Source organism: Epilithonimonas arachidiradicis, from assembly GCF_003610695.1.
GTDB lineage: Bacteria > Bacteroidota > Bacteroidia > Flavobacteriales > Weeksellaceae > Epilithonimonas > Epilithonimonas arachidiradicis.
Map to the genome: position 1 here is coordinate 238,731 of NZ_RAQH01000002.1, position 16,102 is coordinate 254,832.

Consider the following 16,102-nt stretch of genomic DNA (forward strand, 5'->3'; position numbering starts at 1 on the left):
TATAAGAAATTAGGAAAGAATATTTCTACAAACCATATTTCTTATTTATGCCAGTTATGCCCACAGAATCTGCATTGTTTTGCCAAAGGTGTTCTTGCTAATTTTCCACACTCAGGACAATTATTTAAAAATATTTTGTCGGGATTTTGTTCTAAAATTCTTTTTGCTACTTGAATTTGAAAGTTATCATAACCATTTAGCAAAAGTTGTAGTATCTCTTGGTCTTCAGTAATCCATCCGTGTTTCAAATAGATGTTTCTTATTTGAGGTTTATCGAAATCATCTCCTCGGATTATACACGAATTTGTATGTTTTATTGCAATTTGTTCTTCCCGATTAAGGAGATGTGAAAAATAATTAATAATATATTTTGCTTTTTCAATGTCCATAACTGCAACTTTAGATTGATGAAAATAAACTGAATTTACAAATCATATTTCGCTGTAGCTGTCGTCCTAATATCCGTAAACTCGCCACGTTCGTATTTCAGTTTGGCAACCATTGCAATCATTGCGGCATTGTCTGTCGTGTATTCGAATTTTGGGATGAAGATCTTCCAGCCGAGTTTTTCACGATTGTCTTCCATTGCGTTTCTAAGTCCGGAATTGGCAGAAACACCGCCGGCAATCGCAATATCGTTTATATTGAGTTCTTTCGCCGCTTTTTCCAGTTTATCCATCAGGATTTCGATGATCGATTTTTGAACAGAAGCACAAAGATCATTGATATTATCCTTGATGAAATCTGGATTCTTTCTCACCTCTTTCTGAATAAAATATAAAACCGAAGTTTTAATCCCACTGAAAGAATAATCATAACCTTCCATTTTCGGTTTGTTGAATTTGAAAGCGTCGGGATTTCCTTCTTTTGCTAATCTATCCACAATTGGCCCGGCAGGATAATCGAGGTCGAAGATTTTTCCGATTTTGTCAAACGCTTCACCTGCAGCATCGTCAATGGTTTTCCCAATAATTTCCATATCGAAATAATCTTTAACCAAAACTATCATTGTATGACCACCGGAAACCGTCAAACATAAAAACGGAAAAGTGGGCGGCGTAGGATTGGCATCATCAATAAAATGTGCCAAAATATGAGCCTGTAAATGATTGACTTCTATCAGCGGAACGTCCAAACTCATTGCCAGAGATTTCGCAAAAGAGGTTCCTACCAACAGTGAACCCAAAAGTCCCGGACCTCTGGTAAAACCAATCGCGCAAATCTCATTTTGTTGTATATTTGCTTTCGAGAATGCTTTTTCTACGACAGGGATGATGTTTTGCTGATGCGCTCTGGAAGCCAACTCGGGGACAACGCCACCATATTCGTTATGGATTTCCTGATTGGCAGCCACATTGGAAAGGATTTTGCTACCGCTGATAACGGCTGCAGAAGTGTCGTCACAAGAAGATTCTATACCTAAAATAATTGATGCACTCATAATAGATGGCAAAGTTAGAAAATAAAAATACAAATAACGAAGAACCACATACTGACAAGCCTGCCAGCCAGAAAAAACGTCCTCTTTTTCTAAGAATTCTCAGCACCGTTTCTTACGGCATTATTGCGTTGGTAGCTTTGATATTGATTATTATCAACCTTCCTATTACCAAAAGATACATTGCCAACCAAGCCATCGACTTTCTGAACAAAGACCTGAAAATGGGAATGTCTATCGATGACATCGATGTCAATTTTTTCGGTGATGTGACCATCAAAGGTCTGCACTTGAAAGATTACAAAGGCTACGAATTTGTCAAAGCAAAAGAGATGCGCGTGGCTTCTGACTGGTTTGCTTTGGCTTTCAATACGAGAGATATAAAATTCAATCAAGCGACAATCATTGAGCCAACCATCCGGGTGATTACTTATAAAGGTGATAGCATCAGTAATTTTATCCGGTATGTGGATAATTTTGATGATGAAAAACCACGTGATCCGAAAAGAAAACCTTTTAAAATGGGAATGAAATTCGATATCATCAATGGGATTGCAAGTATCGTCAATGAAAATAGTCCGGGCGAAGCTGGAAGATGGCTGGATGCAAGAAACGTCAACCTGAATGTCACTTCTCTAAAAGTAGAAGGTGCTGATGTTTTTGCGGATATCAGAAATTTCAATTTTATCACAAAACGCTACGGCAAAGAACATATCGTCGATACTTTTTCTACCAATTTTGAACTGACTAAAAAACATTTGAAGTTAGGGAATCTGACCTTCAATACCAATTATTCTCTTTTGCAAGGTGAAGCGATTCTGAATCTTGACCCAAAGACCAAATTTGCAGATTTTGGAAATAAGGTGAATTGGGATTTGAGAATGGTTCCGGGAAGCCAGATCAGTGGTTATGATTTGAGTTATTTCGTTCCGGATTGGGACAATTATACGCCAATCAATATCTCAGGAACGATGAACGGACCGTTAAATGATTTTACTTTGAATAATTTCTTAATTCGTTCCCAGGAAATCAATCTGAATACCAAAAAGATGACTATTTCTAGTGTTTTGGACAAGAAGTTTTTCATTGAAAGTAAAGATGTTTCTGCAGACTTCACTTACAAAGGTCTGAAAGCCTCGCTTCCGAAATTCATTTCTTCGAAGTTGGGGAATATTGCGGATGATTTTGGAAGGTTAAAATATAATGGTTCCGTAAAAGTGAATCCAAAGCAGATTTTCGCAACCGGAAATGTCATTACAGGAATTGGACAGGCGAAGATGAAAGACTTCAATCTTGTTGATTACAGTACAAAACGTCCAAAATACAGAGGCTACGTAGATGTCAAAGATTTGAATGTAACCGCTTTGACCAAAAATAAACAAGTTGGATTGATTTCAGGAAAATTCAATGTTCAGGGTGAAGGTTTTGATGTCAATACAATGTATGTGAAAACCACTTCAGATGTCAATCATATCGATTTGATGGGTAAAAGCCTTAATAATATTGCAATCGATGGTGTTCTGAACAAAAGGAGATTCACAGGAAATGTTAACGCCAACGATGCGAATGTCAAAGGGAATTTCAAAGGAATTGTGGACTTCAGTACCAAAAGATTATTTGCGGATTTTGATGCTAATATTCAATATGTTAATCTGAAATATTTCGGTATTTCGGCTGGTGATACCAATTCTGTCAGCGGTCATCTTGTTGGGAAAGTTTCTATGACCAATCTGAATGACGTTAATCTCGATACCAGTATCAAAGGATTGACTCTCAATTCAAGTTCTCAGAAATTACAAATCCCGGATTCTAAAATCAAGGCTTACTTCGAAAATGGAAACAGAATTGTTTCAGTAGATGCGCCTGGAGCTGTTACGGGAAGAATTTCTGGTAGGTTTGATTTGGAAGATATCGGAAATATGGTGATGAATAGTGTCAATAAAATCTTAGTTGGTAATCCTCCGAAGAAAACTTACAACGGTCAGAGTTTCGACTTTGATTTTGATGTGAAGCAAGGTTTGGTGTCATTCTTTGTTCCGGATTTGGAATTGCCTAATGGTGCCAAAGTCGCTGGAAATTATGTCGGAGCAACCAATGATTTAATCCTAAATGCTGACGCTGCTCAAATCAAATATGTGATGACCGGCAAAAAAGAGTTGACCGAAGCTGAACAATTCTTGGCGGAAACCGATGCAACTTATCAGCCAAATCTTAATAAAGTGAAGGACAGCGCAATGGTTGACAGTCTTAGTTTGAGAGTCAATACGGCGGATCTTAATCAGCAATTGCTGGCAAGTATCAAAAGAGGTCAATATGGCAATAATGTTTTGCAAGATGTGAAATTGACGGCCAATAATGAGAATATGCAGGTTTTACACATCGGAACAGTTTTCAAACTGGGAAGTTTGGAAGACGAAACCTCAAAACAGATGAAGGAATATGCGGTTAACATCAATCAGACGACCAATGCTGCCCAGGATTATGTGTTCCGTTTTGAACCGACTACTGTTAAGCTGAATGATGTAGCGTGGAGCGTAGACACAAGCCCGGAACTCAATCATTCGATTACATATAGGAAGAAGGAAAAAGACTTCATTATAGAAAATCTGAGAATCTATTCCGATGAAAGTGAACTGCTGGTAAAGAATGCGGAGTTCAAATCCGGAAAAGAATTCACGGCTGATGCTGAGGTTAAAAACCTGGATATTTCTAAGCTTCTGGCTTTTAGTAAGGATAAAAATGCCTTGGATATCAAAGGAACCGCCAACGGAACCATTCAGGTTAAGAAATCCGGAAACAATCTGGAACCTTTGGTTGACTTGGATGTCAATGATATTTTCATGAATGGTAAAGCGATGGGAAATCTTGAAACAAGAATTACCAAAAGCGAAAAACCTAATGTTTTTGACGTAAGCATCCAGGCATTATCCTCTGAACTGTTAGGCCAGAATACGTTGGATGTTGCAGGAACTGTAGATAACACAGGAGAATCTATGGTTTTGGCTTTGGATGCTAAAATGAATGAATTCGATCTTGGCTTTGCCCAGCAATTTGTGAAAGAGATTTTTGGAAACTTCCGGGGAAAAGCCACTGGAGATCTTAAAATCTCAGGCCCGATGAATGATATAGATTACAGTGGTGATATTGCTTTGAAAGGATTTGGGCTAAAGCTGATGTTCACCGGTGTCGATTACTCTTTTGATGATACTGTTATTAATCTGTCAAAAGGTTTAGCCCTGTTAAATAACATCGGAATCAAAGACGGAAGAGAGAATTCTAAAGGTAATATTTCTGGTTCCATTCAGTTTGAAACGTTGTCTTCTCTGGGTGTCAACCTGATTATGCGTGCGGATAATCTTTTGGTACTTAATTCAACTCAGGATGATAATGATCTTTTCTGGGGAAGGGTTACCGGAGAAGGCGATGTCTATGTCAGCGGTCCGGTTTCCGGCCTGGAAATTTCTACGCCCAATGATGGTCTCAGAGTTTTGAACAACAGTACATTTACTTTCAATAGTGCCTCCACAGCTAATGTCGAGGAATTCAAGATTCTGAGATTCTTAAAGCGTGATGATGAAGGTAAGATCTCTGTTGAGAAAAAGAAAAGATCAGGTGCTAATATGTTGATTGACTTTGATGTAACCATTGATAAAGGCTCTCTGGTAAACGTTTTGGTTGGTGATGATGTCGGTAATATCTCTGTAAGAGGCGATGCGCGTCATTTGAAATTCAAAATGGCAAGAAGCGGTAATATTACAATGGACGGTACGTACACTGTTGATAACGGAACTTTCGTTTCCAAATCGATTTTGAATAGAACCTTCCAGATCGCCAGAAACAGCAGTATCCAATGGAGCGGAAGTCCAATGACGCCCGATCTTGATATCACTGCCAATTATACAAGAACGGTGACCAACGCAGGAGAATATCTTGGAATGAGTCTTACACAGCCAATTAATGTGGTTCTGACCACAAAAATTGCCGGAACATTGACTAAGCCCGAGATCTCTTTTGGTGTCGCAGCACCAGATGGCTCATCGCAGGTGAGGGAAACTCTGGCAACCAAGATGAGTAATGAGGATGAACGTATTATCCAGTTTGGATCTGTCTTAGTTCTTAACAATTTTAACGTCGTTAATTCCGGAGGATTAAAATTTGATGTTTCTCAAACGGCAGTTAGTACGGGTTATAGTATGGCATTCAAGCAATTAGGGTCGGTTCTTAATACCATCAGTAGTGCGTTCCAAATCAATCTGGATTACATCAGCGGGGACCCCAACTCTAATACTTCGGATAGAGCTAATACCAATGTGAGTCTGGCCTTGTCTCCGAGAATTAATTTCAAAACCGGATTAGGAGTTCCTATTTCCAGAACTGAAAATACCAATTCTAATTATCTTTCTGTAGAAGGAATCGTGGAGTATGACTGGAGTAGAAATAACAATGGCAGCAGGTTGCTGAGAGCTTATTCCAAGCCTTCCAATATCGGACTTCTGACAACTGCGGGCGGAGCAGGCGCTAACCAAAGTTATGGTGTAGGTGTGGTTTATAGTAAAAGTTTCAATACTTTCCGAGGATTGTTCAAAAAGCGAGAAAAGTTAAAATCTGACACAATCTCTATAGAGACAAATAAAATTGATTCTGTAAAAAACAAGCCTAATAAATGATAATTATCATAGTGAATTGAAGATTTTGTTAAAAGGTGTTAATCTTTTAATATTGGTTTTTATTTAAATAATTTTTTTTAAATTTGCAAAAAAATTAGATATATTTTAAATAAACAATAAAATCATACAATGAACTATCAATTAGACGATATCGATAAAAAGATCCTTGATTTCTTAGTTGAAAATACAAGAATGCCTTTTACAGAAATTGCTAAACAAATGGACGTTTCTGCAGGGACAATCCACGTAAGAGTTAAAAAAATGGAAGATGCCGGGATTATCTTAGGTTCTTCTCTTAACATCGATTACGGTAAGCTAGACTACAATTTCACAGCGTTTATCGGTATTTTACTTACAAAGTCAAATCATACACAAGAGGTTCTGAAGCAGTTAGCTTTGATCCCGAATGTCGTAGAAGCAAGCGTAACATCTGGAAAATATAATATCTTCTGTAAAATGAAAGCAAAAAATACGGAAGATGCTAAAAGAATCATCTATCAGATTGATGACATCCAGGATGTGATGAGAACTGAAAGTATGATCTCTATGGAGGAGTACATCAGTGACAAAAACCGTCTTATCAATGCGGTTAGCATATAGTTAGTTAATAGAGATTTCTATAGGAAAGAGCTTATTTTGTAAGCTCTTTTTTTGTACTTTTATGCGATGAATTCAGTGGATAGAAGTTATAAAAATAATAAGGATTATTACATCATTTTCGGACTTATACTCTTGGTCTTTATTTTAAGTATCAATACCGATCTAGCCGAATATTCCCAGCATCAGTCGCTTAATATCCCAAGAGGATTTTTCTACTACACTCTGGGTGTTGATTTTCTGGTTCTTTTCAGTTGGCTGTTGATTCTATTCTTTAGAAAGTTAGGTGTTGTTCTTTTTCCTGTTTTTGTATTGCTTCACTTCAGCCTGCATAATTACTTCCTGAGTACTTATCTGTATTCTGATATTACTGTTTTATTCCTGTTTGTTGGTATTGGGCTAATTGCTGTCATTCCGCGCTGGAATATTTTGAAGTAATTTGATGGAAGACTAAAAATAAAAAAGCCCCAGAAAACCCAGAGCGTAATTATCAGCATTTTGATATAATTCAATGAAAAATTTGGCTGATAGGAATCTGTTATTGTCAACAGCGTTTATGGTTCATCTTGTGTGCCTTCAGAATCTAAGGAACGAATAATTTTGTTATTGTTTTGCGAGGCAAAGATTGTTATTTAGCAGTATATCTTGCAAAAAACAAGCTACTACATTAATACGCCAGATTTACAAATAGCTGATTGATAATATTTTGAGTATTGTGTTTTAACAGTTTTTAAAAATCCATCATCCACTTATTGAGATCGATATCAGAGGAGATGCCGAGTTGTTTCCTCAATCTGTTTTTTCTGGTTTCAACACTTCGGACAGAGATATTGTTGTAATGTGCAATTTCCTTTGTTGTGAAATTAAGTTTTAGTAATGCACAGAATTGTAATTGCCCGGTTGTAAGTTCCGGATAATTGGTAATTAATTTATTATAGAAAAAAGGATAAACTTCTTTGAATCGGCTGAGGAAAGATGAATCGTTGCTTTTGGCCAATTCCAAAAGTTCAGCAAAAGCATCGTTCACTTTCAGTTCCAGATTGTTCAGTTCCTCTTCTTTTTCAATCAGATCATCCTCTATGTTTTCCTTTTGCTCCTTTTCTTCTTTATAGCTTTTAAAATACTTAATGGTAAAAAAGAAGAATACCACGGCAAGCAGGACAATACTTCCGATAAAGATATACAGATTCTGATACCAGCTTTCTTTTTCTTCTTCTATGATGCTATTCGAAACTTTGTTGGTTTCCAGTCTCTCTTTCTTACGAATGATGTCAGCCAGTTCTCTCGATTTTTTGGTGTAATAAGAGTAGATTTTATCATCTCCCATCTGCTCATAGATAAGCGCTAAATCGTCGTAGATATACTGTAGACGGTAGATGTCATTTGCTTTTTCGAAGATGGGCAAAGCTCGTTTGTAATAGTGGATAGAGCTGTCGCTTTGATTCATCTCCAAATATGTGTTAGCCAATCCGAACAATCCAAAAGCCTGGTTGATTGAGTCATTTTCCTGTTTGCCGAGTTCATAAGCTTTTCGGTTGTAATAAAGCGCTGGCTTGTAATCATCAAGATCGATATATGTGTTGCCAATACTTGAATATTGTGATGAAAGCCAATTGTTCCGCTTAGTTTTGTTTTTGATTTTCTTAAAATACTCGATGCTTTGCAAATCATACTTCAAGGTACTTTGCGGCTCGGCATATTGTAGATTAAGGATTTCCGATCTGCCTGCATAGATCTGGCCAAGTGAGCTGTAAAGATCATCGTTGTCTTTTATTTTTTTGCTAAACTGTTCTGCCTTTTCACTGGTTTTCAAAGCTTTTTCGAAAAAGCCAAGATAAGCGTAGGCTATTGTTTTGGCAATGTAGGCTTGTGAACAATGATAGTCATCGTTTTCTTTTTTAGCAAGATCATACAGCATATCAGCAGATACCAGGACTTTTTCTTGTTCACCGAGCCCAAGGTAAGAACTGATATCAGACTTCAAAGATTTGGCTTTTCCAAGATAATAACCTATTTCTTCAGAAGCTTTATAGGTCTTGTTACTGATTTTAAGTGCCTCGTTGCGATCTGCCAAGCGGAAAGTTGCGGCAATTAAACTGTCGATTTTTTTAGGGGTATATTGCTGCGCATCCGCTTCCGATAGAAACGAAAATAAAAGAGAGAATATTAATAATTTTTTTTGAAAATCCACAGCTCAAACCGAACCCCAAAAGTATTAAAAATTCAAATATAATTAATACAATTGGTTATTTTATGAACAGTTTAGTAGCAAATTGGTAAGAAATACGTAATGACTCGTATTATAATTTAAAATCTTGTTGGGTAACGATCAAAATTTCGGGGAAGAATTGATCAAAGCAGAGTTGTAAGTGTTGTTTGTTTTTCAGGAATACATCAAAAACCGGGATATCTTTGTCCAGATATTTGGCTTTGTTCAGAACATTCTGCATACTGAATTGGATGCCGCGATCTGTTCTGTAGTTCGTAAGCCAATCATCTTGCTCCATTCTCACCAGCATTCTTTTATAACTTTCAGGCAGCCATTTTTCATTTTGCCACAGGGTTTTGTAGATTTTCGAAGAATGCTGTTTCAGTTCGTTCTCAGGATAATAATGCGCTACAAAATAATCAAAAGCCACATCAACAAAAGCACCCGAATATAATCTCACCAAAGGACTGAAGATCTTCTTGGCTTCCGAAACAGCCGGGTGAGAATCTGTAAACGTATCGATGAATCTGTGCAGCCTGATACCTTCCTGGATTTCTAATGGAAAATTTTCCCGCTCATTGTTTTTGATAAAATCTGCGATCATATTTCCAACGATTTGTCCGTCGGTATAGGATAGAATAGAATGAGCGAGATAATTCAATGTAAACTGATTTGGGTTATAACTTTCAGAAATAAATTTAGAATAATAATTCTACAAAATCTTCAATTTTACTGATTTCTTCAATTTTGATTCCGAATTTGCGCTTAGGAATTTTATTCAGATTTGAGACAAAAATCTTTTCGTAACCCAATTTTTCAGCTTCAGTAATTCTTTGTTCAATTTGGGCGACGGGACGGATCTCGCCACTCAGTCCAATTTCTCCTGCAAAGCAATATTGTTCAGAAATGGCAATATCTTCATTACTCGACAAAATGGAGGCCACAACTGCTAAGTCCAAAGCTGGATCGTCTGTTTTAATTCCGCCTGTAATATTAAGGAAAACATCTTTCGCACCAAGTTGGAAACCTGCTCTTTTTTCCAAAACGGCCAATAGCATGTTGAGCCTTTTGGAATCAAATCCTGTCGAACTTCTTTGTGGCGTTCCGTAAACCGCCGTAGAAACCAACGCCTGGATTTCCAATAACATTGGACGATTACCTTCCAAAGTCACTGCTACAGAGTTACCGGATAGTTCTTCGAATTTTTTAGTGATTAAAACTTCGGATGGATTTTTAATTTCTTTCAAACCTTGCGAAATCATTTCATAAATCCCGATTTCCGCAGTAGATCCAAAACGGTTTTTATTCGCTCGAAGTAATCTGAATAGATGATTTCTATCGCCATCGAAATTCAGGACCACATCTACCATATGCTCCAAAACTTTTGGTCCGGCAATTTGTCCATCTTTGGTAATGTGACCAACCAAGAACACAGGAATGTTATTTCCTTTGGCAAATTTGATAATCTCGTTGGAACATTCCCTGATTTGTGAAACCGTTCCGGGCGAACTTTCTATCAATTGGGATTGAAGCGTCTGTATGGAATCGATAATCATAAAATCCGGCTGAAGTTTTTTGGCTTCGTGCAAGATTTTTTCAACATTCGTTTCAGTAAACAGGAAACAATTTGGATTTTTGACTTCGGCTAATCGGTCGGCTCTCATCTTGATTTGTGATGCGCTTTCTTCCCCAGAAACATAAAGAATTTTTTTCTTCATCTTCAAAGCCAACTGAAGAAGGAGTGTTGATTTTCCAATTCCGGGTTCGCCACCAATTAATGTGACCGAGCCCAGAACAATGCCGCCACCCAAAACGCGGTCCAGTTCTTCGGAAGGTGTTTTGATTCTTGGTTCTTCATTGGTTTCAACTTCGATGATATTAATAATGGAAGATTTGGATTTTGTTACAACAGATTTTGTTGATTTTTCTACAATTTCTTCCACAAGCGTATTCCATTCGCCACAGGTTTTGCATTGCCCGTGCCACTGGGAATATTGTGCGCCACAGTTCTGACAGAAATATTGAGTTTTGAGTTTTGCCATTCTGCTAAGTTCCAGATTTTTTTTCGAAAAGAAAATATTAAAAAACAAGTTTTGTTGTAAATCATCAGCTCTTAATTTTCAAAAGCTTAATTTTGTTCACGATACATCATAATTGATGATGTAAATAACTTAAATAATTAAAAATGGCATTAGACAAAAATCAGGTTGTAACTTTAAAATATGTTCTGCATACGAATGATGAGAATGGAGAGAAGCTTTTTGTAGAAGAAACTTCTGTAGAAAATCCTTTGACTTTTCTTTATGGCGTAGGAATGATGATTCCAAAATTTGAAGAGGAAATCAAAAATCTGGCTATTGGCGACACAACTTCTTTCGAAATCGCACCAAATGAGGGTTACGGAGAAAGAGATCCACAGGCTGTTACACAATTGCCCGTTGATATGTTCCAAGGCCAGGAACTGCCACCGGTTGGGGCTATCTTGCCGTTGTCTGACAACCAGGGGAATAATTTCCAAGCGGTAGTTTTGGAAGTAACTCCAGAAGCTGTAGTTGTGGATCTTAACCATCCTATGGCCGGACGACCATTGTTTTTTGATGTGGAAATCCTTAATGCACGTCCTGCAACAGAAGAAGAGCTGGCACACGGCCACGCTCACGGACCGGACGGTCATTCTGGACATTAATAAAAATAATTATTGTAAAATAAAAGCTCCCAAATTTGGGAGCTTTTGTTATTAAGAAGCTGGGATTTGCGATTATTTTTTAATGAATTTTTGAGTGGATTTTTCTCCTTTTTTATTCACCAGTTCAATCACATAATTACCAGTAGGCAGTTGGTTAACATCGATCTTGTTTTCGATAGATTTTCCGTTCGCTACAGATTGACCTGCTACATTATAGATTTTGTACGTTGATTCTCCGGTTTCCTTTGCTTTGATATTAATTACATCTTTCACAGGATTAGGATAAATCATAGTCTGGTTAAAAGAGTTGACATCAGAAACAGCTAACACGTCTTGGATATCAATAGAATAATCTTCTACCTGTCCATAAGTGATTGTGGAACAGGAAGTTGGTGTCTGGTTGTACGCGGCCTGAACTCTTACTCTAACTCTACCTGTTGCTGCGGTGGCAGGAATTGTAAATGTTCCGGTAACTGTTGCTGCAGAAGATGCTGTAGTCTGTGACCAAGCAGTTTCTCCTGCATCCGTAAACACGCCATTGTTGTTATAGTCTATATACAATCTATATCTTAGCGGATAAACAGTTCCAGACCAAAATGGTGTAATGGTTATTGTATAAGTACTTCCTTTAGTAACATCAGTCGACAAATAAGAAAAGTCTTCATAGCCTGTGCTTCCTGTACTTGCATTATCAATTGTATTAAGTTTCACGTTTTGTATTTTCATAAAGCTTGTATTAGAAGCCTGCGAAGTACAATAAATATTGCCTGTGGCCAATGTAGTAACTGGAACTGTGTTGCTGAAGGCGGATTTGTTACCAGCTTCATCTTTAGCCTCAACCTTGAAATTATAGGTTGTAGATGCTGATAATCCTGTAACATAGTACGATGTTTTATATGTTGTTCCCAGCAAGACGTTGTCTTTATAAACATTATAGCCGTCTAATGCAAAATTATCCGTAGAGGCATCCCAAGTCAAATAAGTAGAAACATTCGTAGTAGAAGTAGCGGCTAGATTGAGTGGGGTAGTAGGTACCGTTGTATCTGGTCCGTTTGGATTATATTTTGCACCTAAGCCAACAGCGTAGAAAGCATCCTGAGTCGCTATTGCTTCAGCTGAACCCGCTCCGTATAGTTCTGTTGCGGCCTGGATACCGAAATCTCTTGCATTCATGTAAGTGGAATTGGGAGATAAGAAAGCTGTTTCCAGACGATAAACAATTTTAGATGCTTTTTCAAATCCGATTCCTGTTACACTGTATGATTTTCCAATGTCATTGGTTCCCGTTTTTCCTTGCACTAATACATAATACCAGTGGTTAAGAACACCACTGTTTGTGTGGACACCACAATAGTCGTTGGTATCTTGTCCTGGAGTAGCACAGCCTTCTGCAACTGTTGCCGGTTGCCAGTTGATACCTTTATATGTGTCTGGCTGCCCTGCAGATTTAGGATTGCTCATCGACCTTAAATAATAAGGTGCATATAAGGTAATATCTTCACCAATGGTGAAAGCTTGTTTGTTAGGGAGATAAGTTTCTTCTACTACTGCTCCCCAAATATCAGAAAGACCTTCGTTCATGGCTCCGGATTCTCTTTGGTATGCCAGGGCTGCGGATGCAGAACAGACGCCGTGACCCAATTCGTGAGCCGTAACGTCAAATGCTGTCAAAACATTGAAATTGCTTGTTCTGTCACCATCGCCATAAAGCATATAAGAACCAGACCAATAAGCATTATTGATATTACTTCCATAATGCACATAGCTTCTCAGAAGTGAACCATTGTTGTCATAACTATTCCTGTTATGAACATTTTTAAAATAATCATAAGTTTTTTCTACGCCAAAATGGGCATCCAAAGCAGCATTATCCCAAGTAGAATTGTCAAATTCCGTAGCAGTCCAATCATTATCTGCGTCTGTGAAATCCACAGCACCTGCAATCGCTGTACTTTTTTTTGCATTATAGGTTCTTACGCCACTACCTCTTGTAGTATCATACAAGATATAATTAGTTCCTGCGGTATTCAGAGAGGTTTCAATAGATTGTGTTCCACTGTAACGCGTAGCAGCGTTGCCAGTTGCCAGTTTTGAAATAGTATTTTTAAGTTCAGAATCCTTAACTTCAGAAACGATTTTGTCAGTATCGAGTTCGTTTTTTAAAACATTATGCTTGCTTCCGTTAGCGTGCTTGATGATCGCATCTGATAATAAAATCTGACCGTTTGTTGCATCTACATAGATATAAGCTCTACTCATTGGCTGTGAAGCGAAAACATCAAATTTATAAGCTAGAGCCAGTTTGTAACTTTCGTCTACCTGTTGTAGTGGAAGCAAAACCAATTCTCCAGCTGGCTTTTTATAATTATCTACATTGCTCTCCGCATCATCCCACATATATTTCTGCGCTCCAACATTTTGAATTGCTCTGTCTAATGCAGATTGTGAAGATATTTTTGGTGAAATACTGACATTCTTCGTGTCGAAAATCTCACCATTCATACTTATAAGATTTCCGTTTTTGTAATGCAGATTGTAATTTCCAAATTCAACTTTGACGTTGTTGTAGTATAATTGATATTTTTCATCCAGAAAGCTGCCTTTAGCATCTTTCTCCGATTTAGCAAGTCTAAGTTCTGTACCAGCAGGAAGCTGTAAAATCTCTTTAAATAAATCAGTTTTTGAAGCCGATTTTAAGTTTGCGTCACTCTTAAATGTGACTAAACTAATATTCCTGTTTTTTTCGGTAATTTTCTTGTCAATGTATTCCTGTGCATTGGCGGATAGGGTGAATCCAAAAACACTACACAAAATACCAATTCGTAAAAGCTCTTTCTTCATATACTAGGTATTAAATTTCGAGCCAATTTAGTGAATTTTTTAATGAATGTATAAGAATTGTGATGAATTATGTTTAGGATTTTAATCAAAAGTAATTTAAATAATAAATCCAACAAAATTTTGTTGGATTTAAAATTGAATTATTAATTCTTGATTGGAATATTCCTCAAAATATCCTGCGTGTATGTCCAGAATTTTTGAACAGATGGTATATTGGCTCTTTCGTCTGGAGAATGTGCGCCTTTGATGGTTGGTCCAAAACTCACCATTTCCATTTTTGGGTAATTGGCACCAATGATTCCACATTCAAGACCAGCGTGGCAAGCGACAACTAAAGGTTTTTCTCCGAAATTGTTTTCATAAAGTTCTGTCATTACCTTGATGATTTCTGCTTCTGGTTTTGGTTTCCAGCCTGGATATGAGCCTCCGAATTCCGTTTTCAAAGAATTACTTTCGAATGCCGATTTCAATTGATTCGCTACTTCCCATTTTGTAGATTCTACAGATGAACGGGTTAAGTTTAAAATCTTGACTTCTCCATTTTTCAGTTCAACTCTAGCGACGTTGTTTGATGCTTCCACCAAGCCTTCAACATCCGGACTCATTCGGTAAACGCCATTGTGCGCTGCATTGATTGCAAAAACTATTTTCTTCGAATTTTCAACAGAAATTGCTTTCTCTGATGAATCTATTTTTTCAATATTGATAACTAAATCTTTTTCTAATGAAGCGAATTCTTCCAAAATATCAGATTTCAATTGCTCAATTTTTGAAGAAAAATCTTCTGAATTGTTAACTGAAATAATTGCTTTCGCTTCTCTTGGAATAGCATTTCTCAAACTTCCACCATCGATAGAAATTAACTGGATTTGATTGTCTAATCCTAAAAACAAGAATCTTCCCAATAATTTATTTGAGTTTCCAAGACCTTTGTGAATATCCATTCCGGAATGTCCACCTTGCAAACCTTTGATTTCAATTTTGAAAGTTTCGTCTTTTGCATCCTCCAAATCAAATTTAGCAGAAGCTGTTACATCCACACCACCAGCACAACCAATATCGATTTCGTCGTCTTCTTCGGTATCAAGATTTAAAAGAATTTCACCTTTCAATTGCCCTGGTTTCAAAGCTAAAGCACCAGTCATTCCGGTTTCTTCATCAATCGTAAAAAGTGCTTCCAATTCCGGGTGTGCTATGTCGTTGCTTTCTAAAATTGACATAATCGTAGCAACGCCCAAACCGTTGTCAGCGCCCAAAGTTGTTCCCTTTGCTCTTACCCAATCGCCGTCCACATACATTTGGATTCCCTGAGTTTCAAAATCAAAATCGACATCGTTATTTTTTTGGCAAACCATATCAAGGTGCGATTGCATTATGATGGGCGTTCGGTTCTCCATTCCCTGAGTTGCAGGTTTTGTGATGATGACATTTCCAACTTCGTCAACCGTTGTAGGTAATCCCAGTTTTTCCCCGAATTCTTTTATGAATTGTATAACTTTTTCTTCCTTTTTTGATGGTCTCGGAACCGAATTGAGTGCTGCGAAATTCTTCCATATCACTTTTGGCTCCAGTTGTGAATATTCCATTTTTTTTGAAATTTTTTGAAGTGGCAAGTTACTAATTAATGGGCTATTTTTGAAAGCTTATTATCATTAATGGTCATT

11 protein-coding genes are annotated in these 16,102 nt (G+C 37.4%); 4 read left to right on the top strand and 7 right to left on the bottom strand.

The features are described from left to right. Positions 1–41 precede the first annotated feature (41 nt). Both BXY58_RS05110 and tsaD read right to left on the bottom strand, forming a co-directional pair. Positions 42–389 (bottom strand): hypothetical protein, encoded by a 348-nt coding sequence (locus tag BXY58_RS05110; protein ID WP_120212747.1) that lies wholly within the window; start codon positions 387–389, stop codon positions 42–44. Between the two features lie 35 nt (positions 390–424). Further along, positions 425–1,441 carry a tRNA (adenosine(37)-N6)-threonylcarbamoyltransferase complex transferase subunit TsaD gene (tsaD, locus tag BXY58_RS05115; RefSeq protein WP_120212748.1) on the bottom strand — a complete coding sequence of 339 codons (1,017 nt, stop codon included), beginning with the start codon at positions 1,439–1,441 and terminating at the stop codon, positions 425–427. 5 nt (positions 1,442–1,446) lie between these two features. Here tsaD and BXY58_RS05120 point away from each other — a divergent pair, with 5 nt between their 5' ends. From BXY58_RS05120 to BXY58_RS05130, 3 genes are all read left to right on the top strand, one after another. Further along, positions 1,447–6,105 (top strand): translocation/assembly module TamB domain-containing protein, encoded by a 4,659-nt coding sequence (locus tag BXY58_RS05120; protein WP_120212749.1) that lies wholly within the window; start codon positions 1,447–1,449, stop codon positions 6,103–6,105. Between the two features lie 129 nt (positions 6,106–6,234). Continuing rightward, complete coding sequence (locus tag BXY58_RS05125) at positions 6,235–6,705, top strand: Lrp/AsnC family transcriptional regulator (RefSeq protein ID WP_027384579.1); 471 nt, start codon at positions 6,235–6,237, stop codon at positions 6,703–6,705. A 66-nt stretch (positions 6,706–6,771) separates the two neighbouring features. Next, complete coding sequence (locus BXY58_RS05130; protein WP_120212750.1) at positions 6,772–7,140, top strand: hypothetical protein; 369 nt, start codon at positions 6,772–6,774, stop codon at positions 7,138–7,140. A 292-nt stretch (positions 7,141–7,432) separates the two neighbouring features. Here the strand turns inward: BXY58_RS05130 and BXY58_RS05135 are convergent, their stop codons facing one another. From BXY58_RS05135 to radA, 3 genes are all read right to left on the bottom strand, one after another. Next, positions 7,433–8,893: a tetratricopeptide repeat protein gene (locus tag BXY58_RS05135; protein WP_120212751.1), complete on the bottom strand. Its 1,461-nt coding sequence runs from the start codon at positions 8,891–8,893 to the stop codon at positions 7,433–7,435. 109 nt (positions 8,894–9,002) lie between these two features. After that, positions 9,003–9,572: an acyl carrier protein phosphodiesterase gene (locus BXY58_RS05140; protein ID WP_120212752.1), complete on the bottom strand. Its 570-nt coding sequence runs from the start codon at positions 9,570–9,572 to the stop codon at positions 9,003–9,005. 37 nt (positions 9,573–9,609) lie between these two features. Next, complete coding sequence (gene radA, locus BXY58_RS05145) at positions 9,610–10,953, bottom strand: DNA repair protein RadA (RefSeq protein WP_120212880.1); 1,344 nt, start codon at positions 10,951–10,953, stop codon at positions 9,610–9,612. A gap of 143 nt (positions 10,954–11,096) precedes the next feature. Between radA and BXY58_RS05150 the strand changes: the two genes are divergently transcribed. Then, the gene (locus BXY58_RS05150; protein WP_120212753.1) at positions 11,097–11,597 is read left to right on the top strand and encodes an FKBP-type peptidyl-prolyl cis-trans isomerase; all 501 of its coding nucleotides are present in this window, start codon (positions 11,097–11,099) and stop codon (positions 11,595–11,597) included. 72 nt (positions 11,598–11,669) lie between these two features. Here the strand turns inward: BXY58_RS05150 and BXY58_RS05155 are convergent, their stop codons facing one another. Together BXY58_RS05155 and BXY58_RS05160 are read right to left on the bottom strand one after the other, a co-directional pair. Then, positions 11,670–14,438: a M4 family metallopeptidase gene (locus tag BXY58_RS05155; RefSeq protein ID WP_120212754.1), complete on the bottom strand. Its 2,769-nt coding sequence runs from the start codon at positions 14,436–14,438 to the stop codon at positions 11,670–11,672. A 143-nt stretch (positions 14,439–14,581) separates the two neighbouring features. After that, positions 14,582–16,024 carry an aminoacyl-histidine dipeptidase gene (locus BXY58_RS05160; protein ID WP_120212755.1) on the bottom strand — a complete coding sequence of 481 codons (1,443 nt, stop codon included), beginning with the start codon at positions 16,022–16,024 and terminating at the stop codon, positions 14,582–14,584. Between the last annotated feature and the right edge of the window lie 78 nt (positions 16,025–16,102).

Bases quoted from the DNA above. Each gene is read 5' to 3' on its own strand.
- BXY58_RS05150 (WP_120212753.1), top strand. From the start codon at position 11,097: ATGGCATTAGACAAAAATCAGGTTGTAACTTTAAAATATGTTCTGCAT.
- BXY58_RS05120 (WP_120212749.1), top strand. From the start codon at position 1,447: ATGGCAAAGTTAGAAAATAAAAATACAAATAACGAAGAACCACATACT.
- BXY58_RS05130 (WP_120212750.1), top strand. From the start codon at position 6,772: ATGAATTCAGTGGATAGAAGTTATAAAAATAATAAGGATTATTACATC.
- tsaD (WP_120212748.1), bottom strand. From the start codon at position 1,441: ATGAGTGCATCAATTATTTTAGGTATAGAATCTTCTTGTGACGACACT.
- BXY58_RS05160 (WP_120212755.1), bottom strand. From the start codon at position 16,024: ATGGAATATTCACAACTGGAGCCAAAAGTGATATGGAAGAATTTCGCA.
- BXY58_RS05155 (WP_120212754.1), bottom strand. From the start codon at position 14,438: ATGAAGAAAGAGCTTTTACGAATTGGTATTTTGTGTAGTGTTTTTGGA.
- radA (WP_120212880.1), bottom strand. From the start codon at position 10,953: ATGGCAAAACTCAAAACTCAATATTTCTGTCAGAACTGTGGCGCACAA.
- BXY58_RS05110 (WP_120212747.1), bottom strand. From the start codon at position 389: ATGGACATTGAAAAAGCAAAATATATTATTAATTATTTTTCACATCTC.
- BXY58_RS05125 (WP_027384579.1), top strand. From the start codon at position 6,235: ATGAACTATCAATTAGACGATATCGATAAAAAGATCCTTGATTTCTTA.